Origin of the sequence: Pelagibacterium lentulum, assembly GCF_003992625.1 — a bacterium.
Taxonomy (GTDB): Bacteria; Pseudomonadota; Alphaproteobacteria; order Rhizobiales; family Devosiaceae; genus Pelagibacterium; species Pelagibacterium lentulum.
This window is the reverse complement of record NZ_RZMW01000007.1, coordinates 45,795-68,137: the sequence shown is the minus strand read 5'-3', so window position 1 is coordinate 68,137 and position 22,343 is coordinate 45,795. Positions and strand designations below refer to the sequence as shown.

Below are 22,343 nucleotides of genomic sequence, written 5' to 3'. Positions count from 1 at the left end.
AGAAGGTCCGCTAAACCCATGATCCCGCGTTATTCCCGCCAAGAAATGGTTGCCATCTGGTCGCCCGAGACCAAGTTCCGGATCTGGTTCGAGATCGAAGCGCACGCGGCGACCGCGCAGGCCAAACTGGGCGTCGTCCCACCCGAAGCAGCGGACGTGGTTTGGGAAAAAGGCCGTAACGCACAGTTCGATGTCGACCGGATCGATGAGATCGAACGCGAGGTCAAGCACGACGTTATCGCGTTCCTCACCCATCTTTCCGAAATCGTCGGGCCTGAAGCGCGTTTCGTACATCAGGGCATGACCTCATCGGACGTGCTCGATACAACCCTTTCGGTCCAGCTTGCACGCGCATCGGACCTGCTGCTTGCCGATATCGATGCCCTGCTGGCGGCGCTGAAGAAGCGCGCCTACGAACACAAGGATACGATCACCATCGGCCGCAGCCACGGTATCCATGCCGAGCCGACAACCTTCGGGGTCAAGCTGGCACAAGCCTACGCTGAGTTCGCACGCTGCCGCGAGCGACTGGTCAATGCGCGCAAGGAAATTGCCACCTGCGCCATTTCCGGCGCGGTTGGCACCTTCGCCAATATCGATCCCTCGGTGGAAGACTATGTTGCCGAGCAGATGGGCTTGGAAATCGAACCGGTTTCCACGCAGGTCATCCCGCGCGACCGGCACGCGATGTATTTCGCGACATTGGGCGTCATCGCGTCCTCGATTGAGCGTCTGGCAACCGAAGTCCGGCACTTGCAGCGCACCGAGGTTTTGGAAGCGGAAGAATTCTTCTCAAAAGGCCAGAAGGGTTCCTCGGCCATGCCGCACAAGCGCAACCCAGTGCTGACCGAAAACCTGACGGGCCTTGCGCGTCTCGTGCGTGGCATGGTGACACCGGCACTGGAAAACGTGACCCTTTGGCATGAGCGCGATATTTCGCATTCCTCGGTGGAACGCATGATCGGCCCTGACGCCACCGTAACGCTCGATTTCGCGCTGGCACGGCTGACCAATGTTATCGAAAATCTTGTGGTTTATCCCGAGAACATGAAGGCCAATATGGACAAGCTCGGTGGTCTGCATAACTCGCAACGCTTCCTGTTGGCGCTCACCCAGGCAGGCATGAGCCGCGAAGAAAGCTATTCAGCCGTCCAGCGCAACGCCATGAAGGTCTGGCGCGGCGAAGGCAAATTCCCCGATTTCCTCAAGGCAGATCCCGAAGTCTCGGCAAAGCTGTCGGACGAGCAAATCGACGCGAGCTTTGACGATGACTATCACCTCAAGCATGTGGATACGATCTTCAAGCGCGTTTTCGGGGCCTGATTGTCGGAAACGGCCATCGCCGCACGTTGTATCTTTGGCTACGACAAAGAGGAGATAAAGCGATGGCCCCGACACCCGACATTCGCCCTGTGGGCGACCTGCCCAACGCAATTGGCAAGACTGCCGCACGCGAACTGTCTTACAACGGCATCGCCAGCCTAAAAGATGTTGCCAGCCACTCGAAAAATGAGCTTCTGGCAATTCATGGTGTCGGCCCCAAAGCGATACGAATTCTGGGCGAGGCGCTTGCAGCAAAAGGGCTCGACTACAAGAAGTCTTGAACGACTGGCACGAAACTGCTCCAACCCTTACCTCGGAATTTGAATCTGATGCCAATAACTTACGCGCTGGAACCGAATCTGTCTGTGAGCGAGTTCAAGCAGGTTCTTATCGCTTCCGGGCTGGCCGAGCGTCGACCCATCGAGGACACGCCGCGCCTTGAAAAGATGCTTGCCAATGCCGATGTGATCGTTGTCGCGCGTGACGATCAGGGAAAGATTGTCGGCGTGGCGCGTTCGATAACGGACTACGCCTATTGCCTCTACTGCTCCGATCTCGCTGTCGACACATCGGCGCAAGGCAACGGCATCGGCAGGCGGCTGCTCGAAGAGACGGCGAAGGCGGCACCAAAGGTCAAGTCTTGCCTCTTGACCTCGGCGCCCGGCGCAGTGTCCTTTTACGAACAGGCTGGATGTGAACGGCTCGCCGATACATTCCGCTTTCACGTCAACAGTTAAGGCCCTAACCTCAAATCCATGAAAACCGCTGACGCCGATATTCTGATTGTTCCCGGCCTTGGCCATTCCGGCCCAGGCCACTGGCAGCAACGCTGGGTCGAAAAGATCCGTAATGCCCGCTTTGTGGAGCAGGAGGATTGGGACGCCCCTTCGATTGATGACTGGTCGGAAACGCTCGAACGTGAAATCATGATGGCGACCCGGCCTGTCGTTCTGGTCGGTCATTCGCTCGGCGTGCTCAATATCGTTGCAGCCAATGGCAAGCTTGCAGACACCAAGGTCAAAGCCGCTTTTCTGGTTTCAGCGCCCGATGTGGATGAACATCCCGACGTGCCGGAAGCTACCGCGCCGTTTCAGGGGCTGCCACGCGATCCGCTCAAATTCCCCTCAATGCTCGTTGCTTCGAGCAACGATCCCTATTGCTCAATTGAGCGCGCGGCTGAGTTTGCAAGCTGTTGGGGCTCCGATTTCCATATCGCGGGCGATGCCGGACACATAAATGTCGAATCCGGGCACGGCCCCTGGCCAGAAGGCCTGCTGATGTTCACGCGCCTGATGGGCCGCATTTGATTGACAATTTCGCATCATATGATATGATTTTGCCAGTCAAATGGTGAAATGTCATGTCTGCGATCTTTGAACTGCCCACAGAAGCGAATCCGGTACGCCCGATCAACGAGCGCGACCGCATCGCTGCGGTGGTCAAGGCTGTCGTACGCATCGCCGAGGCCTGGCAACTTTCCAATGCGGAAGCGGCCGCCCTGTTCGATGTTCCCAGCGCCACCTGGGGCCGCATGAAAGCGGGCACATTCAAGGGCCTGCTCGATCAGGACAAGGTAACACGCGCCAGCCTCATGATCGGTTTGTTCAAAGGCTTGCGCCTCTTGTTCAACGGCCCACTGACCTATGGTTGGCCCAAGACAACCAATTCCGGGCCGGGCTTTGCCGGAAAGACTCCATTAGAAGTCATGATCGATGGCGGCATCCCCGCCATGATGGCCGTCCGGCGCCACATCGATGGCCTGCGCGGCGGGATGTAATGGTCCAATTACCCCAACGCGATTTTGCTGAACCGGATACCATCCGGCTGATCTCAACCGCCTATATCGCCGAACCGGCAATGGCCCCGCTTGCCGACGACCCTACAGAACTGTCTATTCTCGAAGAAATCGAAACCCTGACATCTGCAAGGCACACGCCGCATCTGCCCCTGCCCTTTGGTATTACGCAGGATGAACTGGTGACAGCCGCGCATGGCTTTGGCTGGACCTATATCAACGCTGCATTCTGCTATACGCGTGCAGGCGGCAACCGATTTAACGGCGAAGAGCGCGGCGCCTGGTATGCAGCCTATGGCCAGGCCGCCGTAAAGACCGCGCAAGCCGAGGTCGCCTGGCACCTGACTCAGGAACTCATCGCCACAGCGACATTTGAAAATCTGACGGCCTATCGAGAATTGCGCGCCGGATTTTCAACCCGCGTCCATGATGCTAGCGCTTTTGCCAGTGAACCCTTTCTCGATCCTGATCCCTCGGTCGCATATCCACACGGGCAGGCTCTGGCCCGGACGCTGCTCACACAAAAATCCAGCGGCCTGGTTTACCCATCGGTGCGCTTTGACGGCGGCGAATGCCTCGCCGTCTTCCGGCCCGCGATCATCCAGAACATAAGGCTGGGCGATTGCTGGCATTTTGAGTGGTCCGGCTCGCCCCAACCAACAATTTCCAAAGCAGAGTAGGCCACAAAAAACCCCGCATCCAATGATGCGGGGCTGATAGCAAAATATCCGGCAGGACCTATTTGGCCTCGTCGATAACTTCCCTTTTGGCCAGCTCATCGAACTCCGCAACCTTCGTACGGATTGTTGCTTCATCGATCTGGACGGAATGCGCCTCAAAATCAGCCTTGATCTTCACCACGACATCTTCAGGCCCGGCTTCTGTCAGATCGGCTGTAATCACTTCCGCCAGGTAATTTGCGCGGTCATTGGCGCTCTCGATACCGATCTCGTCGCAAGCCCAATAGGCAAGGTGCTTGTTCCGCCGCGCCTCGGCCTTGAAACGCAACTCTGCGTCAAATGCAAATTTGGCTTCTTCAGCTCTTTCGCGTTCCTCAAACGAAGACATGAGTTCTATCCCTCACCTTTTGTCCTGAACTGGCCGTACTATACGGCATTTGATGGATTCGAGATATGCGTTTCGGCATTTCAAATCAACGACAACCAGGTCGCACCCCACCCCATTTTCCACCTGCCCATGTGTTTTTTGGCAACAAGAGTGGGAATCGCTATATGAATGCGCAGCATTCCCCTCACCTTTACGCAAAGGGGGTTGCAAAGAGTGGTCAAAAGAGCGCATGAGTGCGCGCACACTGGACCCCGTGTCCAATATCTGCAGACCAACGGACAGGTGAAATGAACCGTCGTCGCAAGATTTACGAAGGCAAGGCCAAGGTCCTTTACGAAGGCCCGGAACCCGGAACCCTTATTCAGCATTTCAAGGATGATGCGACCGCTGGCAACGGCGCTAAACACGAAGTGATCGATGGTAAGGGCGTGCTAAACAACCGAATTTCGGAATTTGTCTTTTCCAAGCTCAACACGCTGGGCATCCCGACCCATTTCGTGCGCCGCATCAACATGCGCGAGCAATTGATCCGCGAAGTTGAAATCATCCCGATCGAAGTGGTTGTGCGCAATGTCGCGGCCGGTTCGCTTTGCAAGCGTCTCGGTCTTGAATCCGGCACACAGCTTCCGCGTTCGATTATCGAATTTTACTATAAGGACGATGCGCTTAACGATCCGATGGTATCGGAAGAGCACATCACGGCCTTTGGCTGGGCCACGCCCCAGGAGCTCGATGACATCATGGCGCTTGCTGTGCGCGTCAACGATTTCCTCACCGGGCTTTTTATGGGTGTCGGCATCCAGCTCGTGGACTTCAAGATCGAATGTGGCCGCCTCTTTGAAGGCGACATGATGAGAATCGTTCTGGCTGATGAGATTTCTCCGGACAATTGCCGCCTGTGGGACGTCAAGACCCGCAACAAATTGGACAAGGACCGGTTCCGCGAGGATCTCGGTGGCCTCGTCGATGCTTATCGCGAAGTCGCCCAGCGCCTCGGTATCCTGGTCGAGGCCGAAAACGCCCTGACCACCGGCCCTCGTCTGGTACAATAGCTTTTCCGCCAACTGCCTGAAAAACCGTGAACGGAACCAAAAATATGAAAGCCCGCGTCATCGTCACCCTGAAAAATGGTGTACTCGACCCTCAAGGTCAGGCCATCGAAGGTTCATTGCACAGTCAGGGCTTTGACGGCGTTCAATCCGTTCGCCAGGGCAAGGTTTTCGATCTGGAACTGCAAACCGCAGATGCCGATGAGGCCAAAGCCCAGATCGAGGCCATGTGCGAAAAGCTGCTCGCCAACACGGTGATCGAAAACTTCGCAATCGAGATCATCGGTTAACCTCTCAATGTTAAATCAAAGGCCGTGCATTAAAGCAGCGCGCCAGGAGTCCTGACCTATGCTTAAAACAGTGACCCTTTCTGCCATGTTCTTCGTTGCTCTGGGCATCATGGTTGCCGCCTATGGCACCGTGCCCGTCTGAGCAGACGGAAATTCGGGCGAAAGCGCCTAGAAAGCCGGGCTTTTTAGCCCGGCTTTTTTCATTCTCTTAACCAGCCCGGAAATCTGGTCATTTTGTAAAGCAATCCTTTGGTCTTTTGCGCGCTAGTCTCGCCGCCAAACCGGCACGAGCGTGTGGGGACGCAAGATGAGCATTCAAGCCAAACAACGACATAACTGGGTCGATATCGCCAAGGGGATTTCCATCATCCTTGTTGTGATGATGCACGCCACTTTCGGCGTGGGCGAAGCCACCGAGCGCGTGGGCTTCATGCATTATGTCCTCGGCTTTGCGGCGCCCTTCCGCATGCCGGAATTTTTCTTGATTTCAGGTCTTTTCCTCAGCGCCGTCATTGCCCGGCCCTGGCGTCACTATGCCGACAGGCGGATCGTCCATTACATCTATTTCTACGCTCTTTGGGCCATCATCCTGATCGGATTCAAACATTTGCTTGTCGACCGCGACCCGGCAGGCACTGTCGCGATGCTCGCAAGCGCAATCTACGAGCCTTATTCGATCCTCTGGTTCATCTATGCGCTGGCCGTTTTCAGCCTGATGGCAAAGCTGTTCTACCAGGCACGATTGCCCCACTGGGCGGTGTTGATCGTAGCAGCGCTATGCTCCATCGCGCCGATACACACGCCAATCTCGATTCTCAATTATACAGCCAGCTATTTCGTCTATTTCTATGCCGGGTACGCACTGGCACCATATATCTTCTCCTTTGCCGACAAGGTTCAAGCCCGTCCGATGATCGCTGCGGGCGCATTAATGCTTTGGGCCCTCCTCAATGCAGCCCTCGTCTTTGCCCCCGGACATATCGTTGCCTATGGCCACATCGTCACCGGCATTGCGCATATTCCCGGCGCAACTTTCGCTCTTGCCATCGCAGGCGCAATGGCGGTCTGCGCAATAGCGGCGCTAATCGGAAACGCCCGCGCTTTTGGCTGGCTCCGCTGGGTCGGCGCTCATTCTATCGTGATCTATCTCAGCTTCGTCATTCCAATGGGCATTTTCCGGACGCTGCTGCTGGCAGTCGTGCCCAATATCGATGCAGGGCTAGCCAGCCTTCTGGTCCTTTTCGTCGCCATAGCCGGCCCGGCAGTCGTTTACTGGATCATCGGCAAGATCGGCTTTGGCCGCTTCCTCTTCGAGCGCCCGGCCTGGGCTGTTGTTCCTGGTGCGCCTGGCAGCCGATGGACGCCGGCGGAAAAGCCCGTTCAAGCGCCAGCCGAATAGCCGCTTCGACGCTATCAGCGCCTAGGCAGTTGGCCGGTATTGACCGCCAGTTGGGCGTCGAAGGCCCGTTTGTAAGCGGGCCGCGCTTCGCCGCGCGCAACATAGGCGGAGAGGTTCCGATATTCGTCCAGCATGCCCGACGGCTTCAATCTGAGCAGCACCGATACCATCATCAGGTCACCCGCGCTGAACGTGCCATCGAGCCAGTCGGACTTGCCAAGACGGCGGGAAAGCTGGGTCAGACGGTCGCGGACACGATCCGCAACGAGAGGCAAACGTTGCGCCGACCAAGGCTTATCATTCTCAAGTAGCCTGGCATTCGCAAACTCAAGGATTGGCGGCTCCACCGTGTTCAGCGCGGCGAACATCCATGTGATAGCTCGCGCCCGCGCATTCGCATCGTCCGGCAAAAGGCCCGCGCGGCTTTCCGCGATGTGCAATACGATCGCCCCTGTTTCGAAAATGGCAAGGCCGCCCTCTTCAAAAGTCGGTATCTGCCCGAAAGGATGAAGTGCCATATGCGCGGGTTCCTTCATCGCACCGAACGAAACAAGACGAACTTCGTAATTTTGCCCCACCTCTTCCAGCGCCCAGCGAACCCGCGTGTCCCGCGCCAGACCTTTGCCGCCATCGGGAGACCGTTCAAATGCAGTAATGATCGGGGGCATTGAAATGCTCCGTGTGATTGCGCAGTCGCGATATTATCATATGCAGAAGACGTTCCACCGACCCGATCTCCGACACCCGGTTTCATTTTTTTCCCCATTACGCCGAATCCCCTTGCATTTTGTCACGGAAATCCCGACAAGGCGCGCATCTGCAGCCGTCCCAAAATCGATAAGCGAGACCCGCGTGATGAAATCCGCCGTTGTCGTCTTTCCCGGCCTCAATCGCGACCGCGACATGATCGCGGCGCTGACCAAGATCGGCGGAAAGGCGCCGGCTGTGGTCTGGCATCAGGAGACTGAACTGCCCGATGTCGATCTGATCGTCATTCCCGGCGGTTTCTCCTATGGCGACTATTTGCGCTGCGGCGCCATCGCCGCCCGCTCCCCCATGATGGACATCATTCGCGAGCGTGCCGATAAGGGCGTCAAGGTGCTTGGCGTCTGCAACGGCTTTCAGATCCTCACAGAAGCGGGCCTTCTGCCCGGCGCCCTGATGCGTAACGCTTCACTGAAATTCGTCTGCCGCGAAGTCGAGCTGGAAATCGCAAACGCCAATACCCCCTTCTCCAACCAGTATTCGGATGGTCAGGTGATCCGCTGCCCGGTGGCCCACCACGACGGAAATTTCTTCACCGATACCGAGACACTCGCATCGATTGAAGGTAACGGACAGGTCATCTTTCGCTATACCCCTGAGACCAATCCCAACGGCTCGATCAACAACATTGCCGGCATCACCAATGCCAGGGGCAACGTGCTGGGCATGATGCCCCACCCGGAAAACCTGATCGAACCCGAGCACGGCGGCACCGATGGCCGCGGCATCTTCGCTGGCCTTCTGGCCTGACCGACCCGCAGAACTGGCAGGCTCCGCTCCATGACCCTTCGCAACGACATCGAAATCACCCCCGAACTCGTCGCCAGCCACGGCCTGAAGCCCGACGAATACCAGAAAATCCTCGATCTGATCGGGCGCGAGCCGACATATACGGAACTGGGTATTTTCTCGGCCATGTGGAACGAGCACTGTTCGTATAAAAGCTCGAAAAAATGGCTTCGCACGCTGCCCACCAAGGGACCGCGCGTCATTCAGGGTCCGGGCGAAAATGCCGGTGTCGTTGACATTGGCGATGGCCAGGCTGTCGTCTTCAAGATGGAAAGCCACAATCACCCCTCGTTCATTGAGCCCTATCAGGGCGCAGCGACTGGCGTTGGCGGCATCCTGCGTGATGTTTTCACCATGGGCGCCCGGCCCATCGCTGCGATGAATGCCCTGCGCTTTGGTGAACCCGATCACGAGAAAACCAGACATCTGGTTTCCGGCGTCGTTGCCGGTGTTGGCGGTTATGGCAATTCCTTTGGCGTGCCCACCGTTGGCGGCGAAGTGCAATTTGACGCCCGTTACAATGGCAATATTCTGGTCAACGCCTTTGCCGCCGGTCTCGCCGATACCGACAAGATTTTCCTGTCCGAAGCCAAGGGCGTCGGACTGCCGGTCGTCTATCTCGGCGCGAAAACAGGCCGTGATGGCGTGGGCGGCGCGACAATGGCATCTGCCGAATTCGGCGACGATATTGAAGAAAAGCGGCCCACCGTTCAGGTCGGCGACCCCTTCACCGAAAAGCGCCTGCTCGAAGCCTGCCTTGAACTCATGGCCACTGGCGCCGTGATCGCCATTCAGGACATGGGCGCTGCCGGGCTGACCTGCTCGGCGGTCGAAATGGGCGCAAAGGGCGATCTCGGCATCGAACTCAACCTCGATGCCGTGCCGGTCCGCGAAGAGCGCATGACTCCCTATGAAATGATGCTGTCTGAGTCCCAGGAGCGGATGCTCATGGTCCTGCATCCCGAAAAGGAGGCGCAGGCCCGCGCAGTCTTTGAGAAATGGGAACTCGATTTCGCCACTGTCGGCAAGACCACGGACGATCTGCGCTTCCGTGTTCTGTTCCAGGGAGAGGAAGTGGCCAACCTTCCCATCAAGGAACTGGGCGACGAAGCCCCCGAATATGATCGCCCATGGGTGGAACCCACCATTCCGGCGCCGCTCGATCAGACCGCGCTTGAACCAAAGGACATCGCAGCGGCCCTGCTCGCGCTGCTTGGTTCGGCCAATAACTCGTCGCGCCGCTGGGTTTATGAGCAATACGATACGCTCATCCAGGGCAACTCTCTGCAAACCCCGGGCGGCGATTCCGGTGTCGTGCGGGTCGAGGGCCACCCCACCAAGGCGCTGGCCTTCTCATCCGACGTGAACCCGCGCTATTGCGAAGCCGATCCCTTCGAGGGCGGCAAGCAGGCCGTCGCGGAATGCTGGCGCAACCTTATCGCGACAGGCGCCGAACCGCTTGCCGCAACCGACAACCTCAATTTCGGCAACCCCGAGCGCCCTGAAATCATGGGGCAGATTGTTTTTGCCATCAAAGGCATCGGCGAAGCCTGTTCGGCGCTCGATTTCCCGATCGTTTCGGGCAATGTGTCGCTCTACAATGAAACCAACGGCCGCGGCATTCTGCCCACGCCAACCATCGCCGGTGTGGGGCTGATCCCCGATTACGCCAAGATGGCCCGCAATCGTTTTGTTGCTGATGGTGAGGCGATTGTGCTGGTCGGCGCACCCGATGGCTGGGGTACTCATCTGGGGCAATCAGCTTACCTGCGCGACGTCATCGGTCGGCGTGAAGGCACGGCACCCCATGTCGATCTCGACCACGAAAAGACCGTTGGCCATTTCGTTCTTTCGCTCATTCGCGGCGGGCAGGTAACGTCGGTGCACGACCTGTCCGATGGCGGGCTGGCGCTGGGACTGGCTGAAATGGCGATCAAGGGCAATATCGGCGCCGTTATAGGCACCCCGCCCTCAGAAGCCATTGCGGCCTTCTTTGGGGAAGATCAGGGCCGCTATCTCGTTACCCTGCCTGCAAGCGAAGTCGAAGCCGTCCTTGCCAATGCGCCGGTTTCCGCGATCCGCATCGGCACAACCGGCGGGGATGGCTTGAAGCTTGGAACCACCGATCCCATATCGATCAAAGAGTTGAGAGACGCTTACGAGGGCTGGTTCCCGGCTTTCATGGGCGCTACAATAAACTGATCCCAACCAAATCTGGAGCCTCACATGCCAATGGATGCAGCCGAAATCGAGAGCCTTATCAAACAGGCCCTACCCGATGCCAAGGTTGACATCCGCGATCTGGCCGGGGACGGCGATCACTACGCCGCAACCGTTGTTTCCGAAGAATTTCGCGGCAAATCGCGGGTCCAGCAGCATCAGCTCGTCTATGCTGCGCTCAAGGGCAATATGGGTGGCGAGTTGCACGCACTGGCCTTGACGACCAGTGTGCCGGATTAGCACCAGGGCGAGCGGCGATGTCCCTGCGTGACAGCCTCGATCTGATCAAGGCCGTCAATCGTTCGGTAGGCAGATCGCCTTCCCGAACCGAAAAAGTGGGGTCCACTTTTTCTGGAAACGCTCTGGAAGGCGGTCATGCTGTTCTCGAGCATGAGATCATGGGCGAGCGCGCCTCTTCGCTCAACGCCGCTGAGCAGCGCGTCGCCAAAACCATGGATGCCCTGCGCGCCGCCGATCCGGATAACAAGGCCGATGAACTCGCTGAAGCGCGAAAAGCGGTCTGGGCTTACTTCGTGCAGCGCGAACTCATCGGCTTCAGGCGCCATCAGGACGTGATTTCCGCGTTCGGCATCACGCGCGAAGTGCTCAATGGGCTGGGCGCCACAGAGAAGAAACCTACCCCGCCCTCATCCAGCGCCTGATAATCAGCGGTGCGAGCGACACAATAGCCAACAATACGAGAGCAAGCACGATGTCATCGGTGAGAAATTCATCGACCGACAGGTCGAGACTGCAATCGGGAATACCCTGGCAGGCCGCAATCCGCTGGTCGATAACCGCCCGGAGACTTTCCCCCGCAAAAGCATAAACGGCAATCCGTGGCGCCATGCCTACAAGCGTCGTGCCCTGCTGCATCCAGAACGGCACTTTGAGCGCAGGCGCGGCAACATTGAGCAGCGTGAAGGGCACCGGTGGCATCATACGGAGAAAAAGAAGGTAGATCATCGTGTTGCGCTCAAGGCCCTTGGCCATTTTCTCAAGCGCGGTCCCCGCACGCCCGCTAATATGCTCGGGCAAGAGCCAGATCACCGCCCCATAAAGAGCGGCAACACCGATACCGGTCCCCATAAGGACCACAATCGAGGCCGACAGCCAGCCATAGACCAGCCCGAACGCAATGGCGAAAAAAGGTGCGCCCGGCAACAGCAGCACAACCAGCGATGTATATATTCCGATACCCACCGCACCCGCCCGCCAGGGATGCTCGGCAATGCGGGCATTGAGTTCACCATACTCGCGGGCGAAGGCGGAAAAGCTGAACTGGCCCACAATCAGATAATAGGCACTGATCGCGACCACAGCGAATATGGCAACGGAAACAACGTATTTAAGAAGTCCAGCCAAGTCGTGGCCGTCAACATCGCTCATCGTTAGGGGCAGGCCTTGATCATCGCGCCGCTGATCTTTCAAAGCGCATTGCAGACGGTAAGCTTTGCACGGGTGGTTTGGCGGCACAAGGCCCCTCTATTTCGAGTGTTATAGAAATAGCATTGACCGCAGTTTTCGCTTCCGCTTACATTCATGCCATGGATCTCGAACAGGCCGCTTCGCAGCTTGAGGCTCTCGGAAATCCGACGCGTCTCACCATCTACCGCGTGCTTGTGCGCGCCGGAGCCGAAGGCATGCCCGTGGGCCGGATTCAGGAGCGCCTCGGCATTCCAGCGTCCACGCTTTCGCACCATTGCAAACGGCTTGTTGAAACTGGCTTGATCGGCCAGGAACGGCAAGCCACCTCACTGATCTGCCGCGCCCAGTATCCCGCCATGCAAGCGCTTATCGACTTCCTGTCCGACCAATGCTGCGTCGAAGGTAGCCAGCCCGAACGGTTTGCAGGGCACCAGCACAAGGCACCCATTCGCGACTAGCCCATGTCATAGTTCGATTATACTGGTAATATAGAAATACAATCGTACAACTTGGCAAAGGGCATCGCTTCGTGTTCCAGTCCGCAGAAAATAAAGTGCCCATATCGGCCGTACTCGGCCTGGCCATTACACAGATCGTCGGCTATGGCACTCTCTATTACAGCTTTCCCATTCTCGCCCCAGCGATGGCCGACACGTTCGGCATAGCGACCGAATGGGTTTTCGGTGCCCTCTCCGTGGCTTTGGCTTTGGGAAGCTTTTTAGCGCCCTATGCCGGGCGGTTGGCAGATCGCCATGGCGCCGGCAAGGTTATGACCATTGGCTCGATCGCCGCTTCCCTTGCACTGGCGATATGCGCTTTGGCCCCCGAGCGATACAGCTTCGTTCTTGCACTTATCACGATGGAGCTGGCGGCCTGTTTTGTGCTCTATGCCACCGCTTTCGTGGCCATCGTGCAGATTGGCAAAAGCGGAGCGCAGCGTTCGATCACCCATCTTACATTGATCGCGGGTTTTGCATCGACCCTGTTCTGGCCGTTGACGGCGGCCCTGCATGAACACCTGACATGGCGCGAAATCTATCTGGGCTTTGCCGCGCTCAATCTTTTGGTATGCCTGCCAATTCATGCGTGGCTTTCCCGGCTGGCCAAGAGGCGCAAGTCGGCGGCCGCAGCGATTATTTCGGAAAATCCGCCTATGGACGTGCCCGCGCCCGCTTCGGTAGGGAAAACAAGGGCCCTGCTGTTCGTGATGATGGGCGGCTTCGCTCTTCAGGGTTTTGTGCTCTCCGCACTCCTGCTGCATATGGTGCCGCTGCTGACCGCACTGGGCCTTGGCGCTGCCGGTGTCGCCGCTGCAACGCTGTTTGGACCGGCTCAAGTCGCAAGTCGGCTGATCAACATGATCTTTGGCGGGAGATTGCCCCAGACGGTGCTGGCGATCCTTGCAGCCTTCCTGCTGATCGCGAGCCTGACGACACTTCTGACGACAACACCAGCGATAGCCGGCATCGTTCTGTTCGTTGTTCTGTTTGGGCTAGGCTCGGGCCTCATTTCGATTGTCAGCGGAACCTTGCCGCTTGAAGCTTTCGGCAGCGGAACCTATGGCCACCATGTCGGCATGCTCACCGCGGCCCGGCAGTTTTCGTCTGCCTTCGCCCCATTCATTTTCGCCCTTCTGATGGCTGGAATTTCGATTCAGGGCGCACTTGTTATCCTGCTCGTCACCGGCATCGCGGCAGGCCTCGCCTTTATCGCCGTTCATTTCATGACGCAGAAAAATAGAAGGCTCGCGCCATCCGGTCCCTTCGCCTAATGCAAAGGTGAAGGGCCGCACCCTCGACATGGCGGCATTCATCCCCTATCTATCGGCAAAGACCGATTACACGCCGCCCTCTCGCGGACGAAAGGAACCAGCGACTATGAGCGACATCAACCAGTTCATCGAAGATCAGATCAAGTCCAACGACGTGATGCTGTTCATGAAGGGCACGCCGGACTTCCCCCAATGCGGGTTTTCCGGGCAGGTCGTCCAGATTTTGAACTATCTCGGCGTTGAGTATGGCAGTGCGAACGTGCTGGAAACCGACGAACTGCGCGAAGGCATCAAGGCCTATTCCAATTGGCCGACCATTCCCCAACTCTACGTTAAGGGCGAATTTGTCGGTGGTTGCGACATCGTGCGTGAAATGTTCCAGGCCGGCGAACTCCAGAGCCATATGGAAAATGCCGGGATCGCGGTCAAGCAAAGCGCCTGATCCATCCCCTCATCAGTCAATTCTGAAGCCCGCAATGCAATGGCGCGTTGCGGGCTTTTTCATATGATTGGCTCCCGAAAACCTGTAATGTCAGAGGCAATGACGGCAGGGCGAAACCGGGGGCGGCAGAACCATGAAGCGCTTTATTCTCGGGACTTTTCTCGTCCTTGGCGTTCTGGCCACCGGCATATATGTGGCGTTTCAAGTCAGCCCGGTGCCATCGGTTCTGGCCATTCGCTATATCTTCGCCCAAGGCGATGAAACTGCGATGTCAGCGCTCCAGGCGCATGTTCCGCCCGGCATCACAGGCCAGCACAATCTGGCCTATGGCGAAAGTCCCTATGAAGTCTTCGATGTCTTTTATCCCGAAGGGACACAAACCCCGCTGCCGACCATTGTCTGGGTACATGGCGGGGCCTGGGTGGCTGGCAGCAAGGAAGGGGTAGCCAACTACCTCCGCATTCTGGCAAGCCACGGCTATACCGCAGTCGGCATCGATTATACGGTTGCGCCTAAGGCCGTGTATCCCACGCAAACGCAACAGGTCATGGACGCACTCGCCTACCTCGTTGACAATGCCCCTGCGCTCAATATCGACCCGAATACTATCGTATTGGCTGGCGATTCCGCAGGCGCACAGCTCGCCGCGCAGGCGGCCGCCATCATCACCGATCCCTCATATGGTGAAATGGTGGGGGTAGAACCGTCGATTGCGTCGCACCGATTGGCAGCCATCCTGCTGTTTTGCGGAGCCTACGACCTGGGCGGAGTCGATCTGGATGGCCAGTTTGGCTGGTTCTTGCGTACCGTATTATGGGCCTATACCGGCACGCGCGATTTCATGAACGATCCTGAAGTCAGGACCGCCTCTGTCGCCAATTTCGTAACACCCGATTTCCCGGCCACTTTTATTACCGGGGGCAATGCCGACCCGCTCACGCCGCAATCGGTCCGTATGGCCGAACGCCTCACAGCACAGGGCGTTCCGGTCGAAGCGTTGTTCTTCCCAATCGATCACGAGCCGCCGCTGCAACACGAATATCAGTTCAACCTCGATATTGACGCAGGACAGGATGCGCTTGACCGCATTCTGGATTTTCTCGGGCGGCGCGTGTCTCCCGCGCCATCGGCAATCATCAGTTCTGGTGATGGATAGCATCGCTTTTTTTCGTTTCGGGATTTCGCTGGCCGCGTATATCGTTATCTGCCGATAAGACGAGTCTCCTTCCATGACGACAACGACCGCGCGGGCACCGCTGCCCATACCGCTCCCCCTCATCATTGCTGCCGGATGTTTTATAGCACTCGTGACGTTTGGCACACGCTCGACCGCCGGGCTGTTCATGTTGCCCATGACCGCCGATCTGGGCTGGTCGCGGGAAGGGTATGCAATGGCGCTGGCCGTGCAAAACCTCGTCTGGGGCATCACACAGCCCTTTGCAGGAGGCTTTGCCGACAAATTTGGCACCGGACGCACCCTTGCCATTGGCGCAGTTATCTACGCCATCGGCCTGCTGCTCGCAGCTTTCAGCCCAACGGTTGAGCTTTTCATCGTTACCGGTGGCGTTCTGATGGGGATTGGTATCGGCACCGCATCCTTCGGCGTCGTCATGGCCGCCTTCGGCCGCGCCGTGCCGCCGGAAAAGCGCTCCTTCGTCTTTGGTATTGCCACCGCTGCCTCATCCATGGGCCAGTTCGTGTTCGCGCCGCTTGGTCAGGCCTTCATTTCCAATTTCGGCTGGCAGATGGCACTGGTCTATCTCGCGCTCATTATCCTGATGGTCGTGCCACTCTCTGCGTCCCTGCGGGGCCGGACCAACAGCGCGCCCGGCGACGCCGACATGCCCTTCATGCAGGCGCTGGCAAAAGCGTTGGGCCACAATTCCTATCGCCTGCTGATTATCGGATTTTTCGTCTGCGGCTTTCACCTCGCCTTTATCACGGTCCACTTCCCGGCCTTCCTGATCCAGTGCGGCCTGACTCCGGAAGCCAGCTCCTGGGCGCTGGGGCTGATCGGCTTGTTCAATGTGGCCGGTTCTCTGCTTGCCGGATGGCTCGGTGACAGATTGCCAAAGCAGATCCTGCTCGCTGTCATCTATTTCCTGCGCGCGATCGGCACAGCCGCGTTCCTGCTGCTACCGATTACCGAGGTCAGTGCCTATATCTATGCGGCGACACTAGGCCTGCTTTGGCTCGCTACGGTGCCGCTGACCGCAGGCCTTGTCAGCCTGTTCTTCGGCCCGCGCTATATGGGGATGCTTTATGGCGTGGCCTTCCTTTCCCACCAGATCGGATCGTTTTTCGGCGTCTGGCTTGGCGGTCTGGCCTTCGACATGACCGGCTCATACGACCTTGTTTGGTATCTGGGCATCCTGATTGGCCTGTTTTCCGCAGCAATTCACCTACCGATAAGGGAGAACAAGGCCCCCGCATTTATAGCAGCGGCAACCTGACAACCTGCCTCCGTGTTTGACGGTTTTGGGGTTGTCAAAGCCGTCCAATGGGTTCAAGTTTTACGAAGAAGCGCGGCCCGAACCGCGCCTTTTCATTTTCGCGAGTTTCCCAATGACCACCATATCCAGCAGCAACCGGGACGTGTCCCGGCCTGAATTCATCGCCTTGATCGCCGGATTGATGGCGCTCAACGCATTGGCGATTGACGTCATGCTGCCCGCGCTGCCCTATATGGGCGAGGCACTCAATGTCATCAACGAGAACGACAGGCACTTCGTTCTTACATCCTATATGCTGGGCTTTGGCTTCGCCCAGATCGTCTTCGGCCCGCTCTCTGACAGATTTGGTCGCAGAGCACCGCTTATGGCCGGCCTTGCGATCTATGTGATCGCCGCTTTCGCGGCAGCATTTTCGCCGACATTCGCCACGCTTTTGGTGCTGCGCTTTATCCAGGGCATGGGAGCCGCGGCTACCCGCGTTATCGCAACCTCACTTGTGCGCGACAAGTTCGGCGGCCGGGCCATGGCCGAAGTCATGTCGCTTGTGTTCATGGTCTTCATGATCATTCCCGTCATCGCCCCGGCAATCGGCCAGATTCTGCTGCTGACGGGACCATGGGAATATATCTTCATCTTCATGGCCATGCTTGGCTTTGCGATTTCGCTTTGGGCCTTCATCCGCCTGCCCGAAACCCTCGCGCCGGAAAACCGCCGCGCGCTGCGCCTTGGCGTCATCGTTGAAGGCTTCCGGTTGGTTGTAACCAACCGCATGGCCTTCAATTATGGTCTTTCCGCCATGTTCATCTTCGGTGCATTGTTTGGATTCATCAGCACGGCTCAGCAGATCTATGTCGATATCTACGGGCTCGGTGCGTACTTCCCCGTGGCCTTCGCGGCCATGGCGGGCCTGATGGCCATATCGTCCTTCACCAACTCACGCATTGTCCGTAAAGTGGGAATGCGCCGCCTCAGCCACGGCGCGATGATCGTCTTCACGATCGTAAGCGGAATCTGGCTTGCCATCGCGCTTACAGGTTTCATGCCGCTTTGGCTGTTTTTCGGCCTGCTCTCGATCATCATGTTCATGTTCGGCTGGTCGATGGCCAATATCAACTCTCTGGCCATGGAACCGCTTGGAGCGGTTGCCGGCACGGCATCATCGGTTTTCGGCCTGATTCAGACAGTCGGCGGAGCGCTGCTGGGCACGATTATCGGCCAGTTTTTCAACGGCACCGTTATTCCCATCGCCGCAGGTTATTTTATCCTTGGCATAGTGGCGTTGATCTTCATCCTGATCGCTGAAAACGGCAAACTGTTCGGCGTCGGAGAGGAGTATCAGGACGAGGCGGTTGTCGAGGCGCACTAAACGGTAAACACCTCGCGCCGGACGATCTGCCAGCTTTCGGCATCCGGCGCGATCAGCAATCCACCATCGCGATGGTGCGGCTCGTATTTCGAGCCGTCGAACCGCGCGACATGGGCGCCGGCCTCTTCCATCATCAGGGCGCCTGCCAGATGATCCCAGGGCATCAGTTTGTTGTACATCATGAAATGCAGGTTGCCCCCTGCCCCCAACCGGTACTCATGGCCCGCACAACGATAGCTGGCAAACATCTGTACCTTGGCCAGATTGCCCATGACTTCGCGACGGGTTTCATCTGGCAAATACGATGCCGACGCCACGCCCCCCATGGCATCCAGGGGAGCCGGTTCAGCAAACTTCTGGCGCACGCGATGGCCGTCCGCAAAAACATGCCAGGCGCCACAACCCTTCTCCGTCATAAGAAAGTCGTCGCCCAGCGGATCGTAAATCACACCGGCAACCGTCTCGCCGCGCTGCACCACCGAGGCCATCACCGCAAAAAGCGGCAGCCCGGCGGCAAAATTCCATGTTCCGTCCACGGGATCGATAAAAATCACTGTCTCATCGCCGAGAGATTGCGACAACAAGGCAGGATTGGCCGCGACCGCTTCTTCCCCGATGACAACCATATGCGGGGAGGCTTCATTTATCGCCTTTGTGATGGCGATTTCGGCCTGCTGATCGGCCTGGGTCACAAGATCGAACGCATGGGATTTGGTTTCAACCGAACCGGCTTCAAGTTGGCGGAAGCGCGGAAGGATCTCAGCTTTCGCTGCGTCACGCAAAATCGCAGCAAGTCGATCGATATTCATAGGGAATCACCGGGAGTCTTGGCCATAAGAGAGGCAAAATCGAACAAGCGTGTGTCAAGCATATGACTAGGATTGATATTGCCCATGGCGCGGATCATTACATCCTTGCGCCCTGGCATCTTGCGCTCGAAATCATCGAGCATGGCCTTCATGGCATTGCGTTGCAGACCATCCTGCGACCCGCATAAATCGCATGGGATGATTGGGAAATCCATCGCCTGCGCGAACCGCTCCAGGTCCGCCTCGGCGCATAGCGCCAAGGGGCGCAGAACTTCCATGTCCCCCTCATCGTTAAGCAGTTTGGGCGGCATGGCCGCCAGCTTGCCGCCATGAAACAGGTTCATGAAAAACGTTTCGAGAATGTCTTCCCGATGATGGCCAAGCACCAGCGCCGAGCACCCTTCCTCTCTGGCGATCCGGTAAAGATGTCCGCGCCGCAGCCGCGAGCAAAGCGAGCAATAGGTGCTGCCTTGCGGCAGTTTGTCTGTCACGATCGAATATGTGTCTTGATATTCAATCCGATGCGCAACGCCGTTGGCCTCAAGAAATTCAGGCAGAATGTGCTTGGGGAAATTAGGCTGGCCCTGATCGAGATTGCAGGCCAGCAAATCAACCGGCAATAGCCCACGCCATTTCAAATCGAGCAGAATGGCCAGAAGGCCATAGCTGTCCTTGCCCCCCGAAAGGGCGACCAGCCATTTTGCACCCGGCCGCACCATTCCGTACGAATCCAAGGTTTCGCGCACTTGCCGGATCAGCCTCTTGCGCAGTTTGTTGAACTCTACACCCGAAGGCGCGTTGCGGAACATCGGATGGCAATTGCTGTCGTCGTCGGCAAGCGCAAGTGGTTCGGCTGTGCTCATGGTCGTTTCTCCGCGCACAGCCTGAAAATCGATGGAAGAAGGCTGCGAATATGCGCGCCTTGATACAGGCTCAAAGCTGATGAGAAAAGCCCCGCTGGATGGAAGTGCCAGCTTGGGGGCAGTGGCACCGCCATCCTTTGGGTGACGCAGAGATGAAATGGCTGCATTTTGTCAGCGGGCACACCATCTGCCGGTGGAGCACCCCTTTGCACACACCTCATACTTAGCAGCCATCCATTGCGTCATGCTGAAGTGAGCGCAGGCAATTTTGATCAAATTTGTTATGGCTCAGCGTCAAACACGGGATTGTTGACAAAAGCTCGCGCAAAGCCGCCGCAATCTGCGCTCATCTCTATTGCGTATCATTTATGACAGTACATAAATGAACCATCGCGGCGCATGGGGCCGCACCGGCGCAGCAACGAGGGGTGCCAAGTGTTTCGATCGTTTTTTCCCGAGCCAAGGCTATATTTTTCATCGGCCGTACTTTGGGTCGTCCTGTTCATGCTCATCTGGCATCTTGCAGGAGGGCAGTTGCAGACAATACTCAGTTTGGGGGCCATCCTTGCTGTTCAACCAACAGAACTCGATCCGGATCCATTCTTTAATGCCGACCGTGTATGGCTCTACCAATACGTGCTTATGGTTGGCTACGGCTTCTGCGTGCCGTGGTATTTCTTCAAGCGCAACCGCTGGTATTGGTGGTCTGTCGTAATCGCCGTCTCGATCCTGCTGACGATCTATTTCCAGGTCCAGGTATCTGCCTGGCTCAACGATTGGTATGGCCGGTTTTTCAATCTCGTACAGGAAGCGCTGACCGCTCCGGGCAATTTCACAATCGAAGAATTCTATGGTGAAATGTTCACCGTTCTGATCGTCCTTATCCCCAACATAGCAGTGGCCGTACTACTGGCCTTCGTCAACGCCCATTTCGTGTTCCGCTGGCGCCGCGCCATGAGCTTTTACTACATGCATTTCTGGCCGAATCTGCGCCATATCGAAGGGGCTGCCCAGCGCATTCAGGAAGACACCATGCGCTTTGCCCAGATCGTCCGCTCGCTCGGCACGACTTTCGTGGGCTCAATGATCACGCTGGCGGTGTTCCTGCCCCTGCTCTATTCGCTCTCCCAGCAGATCGCGGAAATTCCTTTGATCGGGCAAGTCGATGGCGGCCTCGTTTTCGTTGCATTGCTCTCGGCATCGTTCGGCACGGTGCTTCTCGCCGTTGTCGGCATCAAGCTGCCAGGCCTCGAATTTGAGAACCAGAAGGTTGAGGCCGCTTTGCGCAAGGAACTGGTTTATGGTGAAGACGATGCTGATCGCGCCGACCCGGTTTCATTCCGCGAATTCTTCGCTGCCGTGCAACGCAATTATTTCCGGCTTTACTTGCACTATCTCTATTTTAACGTGGCCCGCTTCACCTATCTGCAAGGCTCGAACTTCGTACCGCTGGTCGCGCTCGGCCCCTCGATCGTTACCGGCGCCATCACGCTGGGCATTTATCAGCAGGTCGCCAACGCTTTCGACCGGGTGGAAAACTCCTTCCAGTACCTGGCCAATTCCTGGACCACGATTATCGAGTTAATTTCGGTCTACAAGCGGCTTCGCGCTTTCGAGAGTCAAATCCCTCGCGATCTCGAAGCGCCCGACGCCGATATTGCGGTCGTGCCGCAATAATCAGAATCGTGCCACGGGTTCGATATCGGTGCATACGAGCCCAAGAACTGCATCGGTCGCCGCATAGCTATATTTCTCACGCGGCGGCCATGGCCGTTCCGACCAATGGGGTAGGAACGAAAAGCTGGAGCGACATCGCCCCGGCGGCAAAGCGCCGTTGGGAGCACCTTTTGAATAGTCGTAATAGAGTTTGACGATCTCTTCGCGTGTGACCTGCTGCGCCATTGGATAGGCCTTGCAGGCATCTTGCCAGCGCGCCACCCGACTGTATCGTGAAGTCGCCGGCAACGCGAAATTCTCGTAATATTCGAGAAAGGCGAAGCGCTGGAAGATCGGTGCGAATACAGCTTCTACAAATCCGAACCGCTGCCCAAGAAACGGTCCGACTGGACTACAGGCGTTGAGCACGTCATCGAGTTCCGCGTACCGGTCCAGCAACGCGGTCACGAGATCGCTGCGCTTGCTCCAATCCTGATTCAGGATGAGCGCATAACCGGCATCGGTAAAACCTTCCGCCAGAGCGATGAGAGCCAACTCGGCTGCATCTCGCCGGGCGATAGGGCCTTCTCCAATTTCAAAATCAAACCATTCAAGGATATCAAGGCTTTCCGAGATCACGCGCCCATCCGGCATGACGGCCAATGGCATGGACGTGCGCCCGCGCGAAAGCCGCAACAGCCAATCGGGCCGCGGGACCGTCACATCGACCACGAAGAAATCGACCTGCTCCTCTGCCCCTTTTAACGCCAGTAATATCTCAATACGCTGGGAAAAGGGGCAGATAGGAATGTGATAAATTATCGGTCTGGAAACCCTCGACATCCGCATTCAACAGC

General features: G+C 57.4%; 26 protein-coding genes. 20 read left to right on the top strand and 6 right to left on the bottom strand.

Annotation, left to right across the window (positions count from 1 at the left end; translation table 11 throughout):
- The first annotated feature begins 18 nt into the window (after positions 1 to 18).
- The 6 genes from purB (at position 19) to EO133_RS01590 (ending at position 3,798) form a co-directional block, all read left to right on the top strand.
- Positions 19 to 1,323: an adenylosuccinate lyase gene (gene purB / locus EO133_RS01615; RefSeq protein ID WP_127070927.1), complete on the top strand. Its 1,305-nt coding sequence runs from the start codon at positions 19 to 21 to the stop codon at positions 1,321 to 1,323.
- 62 nt (positions 1,324 to 1,385) lie between these two features.
- A complete protein-coding gene (locus EO133_RS01610) occupies positions 1,386 to 1,604 on the top strand; it encodes a helix-hairpin-helix domain-containing protein (protein WP_127070926.1) in 219 nt (72 codons plus the stop codon).
- A gap of 48 nt (positions 1,605 to 1,652) precedes the next feature.
- Positions 1,653 to 2,060, top strand: coding sequence for a GNAT family N-acetyltransferase (locus EO133_RS01605; protein ID WP_127070925.1), 408 nt, complete (start codon positions 1,653 to 1,655; stop codon positions 2,058 to 2,060).
- 18 nt (positions 2,061 to 2,078) lie between these two features.
- Positions 2,079 to 2,630: an RBBP9/YdeN family alpha/beta hydrolase gene (locus EO133_RS01600; protein ID WP_127070924.1), complete on the top strand. Its 552-nt coding sequence runs from the start codon at positions 2,079 to 2,081 to the stop codon at positions 2,628 to 2,630.
- 53 nt (positions 2,631 to 2,683) lie between these two features.
- Positions 2,684 to 3,100, top strand: coding sequence for an antitoxin Xre-like helix-turn-helix domain-containing protein (locus EO133_RS20470; RefSeq protein WP_127070923.1), 417 nt, complete (start codon positions 2,684 to 2,686; stop codon positions 3,098 to 3,100).
- Positions 3,100 to 3,798 (top strand): RES family NAD+ phosphorylase, encoded by a 699-nt coding sequence (locus EO133_RS01590; RefSeq protein ID WP_127070922.1) that lies wholly within the window; start codon positions 3,100 to 3,102, stop codon positions 3,796 to 3,798. Before EO133_RS20470 ends, EO133_RS01590 begins: the two co-directional genes overlap by 1 nt.
- A 58-nt stretch (positions 3,799 to 3,856) precedes the next feature.
- On the opposite strand, the gene EO133_RS01585 is transcribed toward EO133_RS01590, so the two are convergent.
- Complete coding sequence (locus EO133_RS01585; protein ID WP_127070921.1) at positions 3,857 to 4,186, bottom strand: DUF1476 domain-containing protein; 330 nt, start codon at positions 4,184 to 4,186, stop codon at positions 3,857 to 3,859.
- Positions 4,187 to 4,473: 287 nt separating this feature from the next.
- Here EO133_RS01585 and purC point away from each other — a divergent pair, with 287 nt between their 5' ends.
- From purC to EO133_RS01570, 3 genes are all read left to right on the top strand, one after another.
- Positions 4,474 to 5,238, top strand: coding sequence for a phosphoribosylaminoimidazolesuccinocarboxamide synthase (gene purC / locus EO133_RS01580; RefSeq protein ID WP_127070920.1), 765 nt, complete (start codon positions 4,474 to 4,476; stop codon positions 5,236 to 5,238).
- Between the two features lie 44 nt (positions 5,239 to 5,282).
- Entirely contained in the window at positions 5,283 to 5,525 is a 243-nt protein-coding gene (gene purS / locus EO133_RS01575; RefSeq protein WP_127070919.1) for a phosphoribosylformylglycinamidine synthase subunit PurS, read from the top strand.
- Between the two features lie 307 nt (positions 5,526 to 5,832).
- Positions 5,833 to 6,924 (top strand): acyltransferase family protein, encoded by a 1,092-nt coding sequence (locus EO133_RS01570; RefSeq protein WP_127070918.1) that lies wholly within the window; start codon positions 5,833 to 5,835, stop codon positions 6,922 to 6,924.
- A 14-nt stretch (positions 6,925 to 6,938) separates the two neighbouring features.
- On the opposite strand, the gene EO133_RS01565 is transcribed toward EO133_RS01570, so the two are convergent.
- Positions 6,939 to 7,592: a glutathione S-transferase family protein gene (locus tag EO133_RS01565; protein WP_127070917.1), complete on the bottom strand. Its 654-nt coding sequence runs from the start codon at positions 7,590 to 7,592 to the stop codon at positions 6,939 to 6,941.
- Positions 7,593 to 7,779: 187 nt separating this feature from the next.
- On the opposite strand from EO133_RS01565, the gene purQ reads away from it, so the two are divergent.
- Genes purQ through EO133_RS01545 form a run of 4 tightly spaced genes read left to right on the top strand, consistent with a single transcriptional unit; the run spans position 7,780 to position 11,360 of the window.
- Entirely contained in the window at positions 7,780 to 8,439 is a 660-nt protein-coding gene (gene purQ / locus EO133_RS01560; protein ID WP_127070916.1) for a phosphoribosylformylglycinamidine synthase subunit PurQ, read from the top strand.
- A 30-nt stretch (positions 8,440 to 8,469) separates the two neighbouring features.
- Entirely contained in the window at positions 8,470 to 10,680 is a 2,211-nt protein-coding gene (gene purL, locus EO133_RS01555; RefSeq protein ID WP_127070915.1) for a phosphoribosylformylglycinamidine synthase subunit PurL, read from the top strand.
- 24 nt (positions 10,681 to 10,704) lie between these two features.
- On the top strand, positions 10,705 to 10,938 hold the full coding sequence (locus EO133_RS01550) for a BolA family protein (protein WP_127070914.1): 234 nt from the start codon (positions 10,705 to 10,707) through the stop codon (positions 10,936 to 10,938).
- Between the two features lie 17 nt (positions 10,939 to 10,955).
- The gene (locus tag EO133_RS01545) at positions 10,956 to 11,360 is read left to right on the top strand and encodes a DUF6665 family protein (RefSeq protein ID WP_127070913.1); all 405 of its coding nucleotides are present in this window, start codon (positions 10,956 to 10,958) and stop codon (positions 11,358 to 11,360) included.
- Here EO133_RS01545 and EO133_RS01540 read toward each other — a convergent pair.
- Positions 11,335 to 12,087: a TVP38/TMEM64 family protein gene (locus EO133_RS01540; protein ID WP_127070912.1), complete on the bottom strand. Its 753-nt coding sequence runs from the start codon at positions 12,085 to 12,087 to the stop codon at positions 11,335 to 11,337. The genes EO133_RS01545 and EO133_RS01540 overlap by 26 nt on opposite strands.
- Positions 12,088 to 12,245: 158 nt before the next feature.
- Between EO133_RS01540 and EO133_RS01535 the strand changes: the two genes are divergently transcribed.
- From EO133_RS01535 to EO133_RS01510, 6 genes are all read left to right on the top strand, one after another.
- A complete protein-coding gene (locus EO133_RS01535) occupies positions 12,246 to 12,584 on the top strand; it encodes an ArsR/SmtB family transcription factor (RefSeq protein ID WP_127070960.1) in 339 nt (112 codons plus the stop codon).
- 71 nt (positions 12,585 to 12,655) lie between these two features.
- Positions 12,656 to 13,897, top strand: coding sequence for an arsenite efflux MFS transporter ArsK (gene arsK / locus EO133_RS01530; RefSeq protein ID WP_164734836.1), 1,242 nt, complete (start codon positions 12,656 to 12,658; stop codon positions 13,895 to 13,897).
- Between the two features lie 106 nt (positions 13,898 to 14,003).
- The gene (gene grxD, locus EO133_RS01525) at positions 14,004 to 14,339 is read left to right on the top strand and encodes a Grx4 family monothiol glutaredoxin (protein ID WP_127070911.1); all 336 of its coding nucleotides are present in this window, start codon (positions 14,004 to 14,006) and stop codon (positions 14,337 to 14,339) included.
- 133 nt (positions 14,340 to 14,472) lie between these two features.
- A complete protein-coding gene (locus tag EO133_RS01520) occupies positions 14,473 to 15,495 on the top strand; it encodes an alpha/beta hydrolase (protein ID WP_127070909.1) in 1,023 nt (340 codons plus the stop codon).
- Positions 15,496 to 15,568: 73 nt separating this feature from the next.
- The gene (locus tag EO133_RS01515) at positions 15,569 to 16,792 is read left to right on the top strand and encodes an MFS transporter (RefSeq protein WP_127070907.1); all 1,224 of its coding nucleotides are present in this window, start codon (positions 15,569 to 15,571) and stop codon (positions 16,790 to 16,792) included.
- A 142-nt stretch (positions 16,793 to 16,934) separates the two neighbouring features.
- Positions 16,935 to 18,158: a multidrug effflux MFS transporter gene (locus EO133_RS01510; protein WP_164734839.1), complete on the top strand. Its 1,224-nt coding sequence runs from the start codon at positions 16,935 to 16,937 to the stop codon at positions 18,156 to 18,158.
- Here EO133_RS01510 and EO133_RS01505 read toward each other — a convergent pair.
- Both EO133_RS01505 and ttcA read right to left on the bottom strand, forming a co-directional pair.
- Positions 18,155 to 18,967, bottom strand: coding sequence for an inositol monophosphatase family protein (locus EO133_RS01505; protein ID WP_127070903.1), 813 nt, complete (start codon positions 18,965 to 18,967; stop codon positions 18,155 to 18,157). The genes EO133_RS01510 and EO133_RS01505 overlap by 4 nt on opposite strands.
- Positions 18,964 to 19,830: a tRNA 2-thiocytidine(32) synthetase TtcA gene (ttcA, locus tag EO133_RS01500; RefSeq protein WP_127070901.1), complete on the bottom strand. Its 867-nt coding sequence runs from the start codon at positions 19,828 to 19,830 to the stop codon at positions 18,964 to 18,966. Before ttcA ends, EO133_RS01505 begins: the two co-directional genes overlap by 4 nt.
- A 435-nt stretch (positions 19,831 to 20,265) precedes the next feature.
- Here ttcA and sbmA point away from each other — a divergent pair, with 435 nt between their 5' ends.
- Positions 20,266 to 21,507: a peptide antibiotic transporter SbmA gene (gene sbmA / locus EO133_RS01495; RefSeq protein ID WP_127070899.1), complete on the top strand. Its 1,242-nt coding sequence runs from the start codon at positions 20,266 to 20,268 to the stop codon at positions 21,505 to 21,507.
- On the opposite strand, the gene EO133_RS01490 is transcribed toward sbmA, so the two are convergent.
- Positions 21,508 to 22,335: a glutathione S-transferase gene (locus EO133_RS01490; protein ID WP_244640710.1), complete on the bottom strand. Its 828-nt coding sequence runs from the start codon at positions 22,333 to 22,335 to the stop codon at positions 21,508 to 21,510.
- Positions 22,336 to 22,343: the final 8 nt, after the last annotated feature.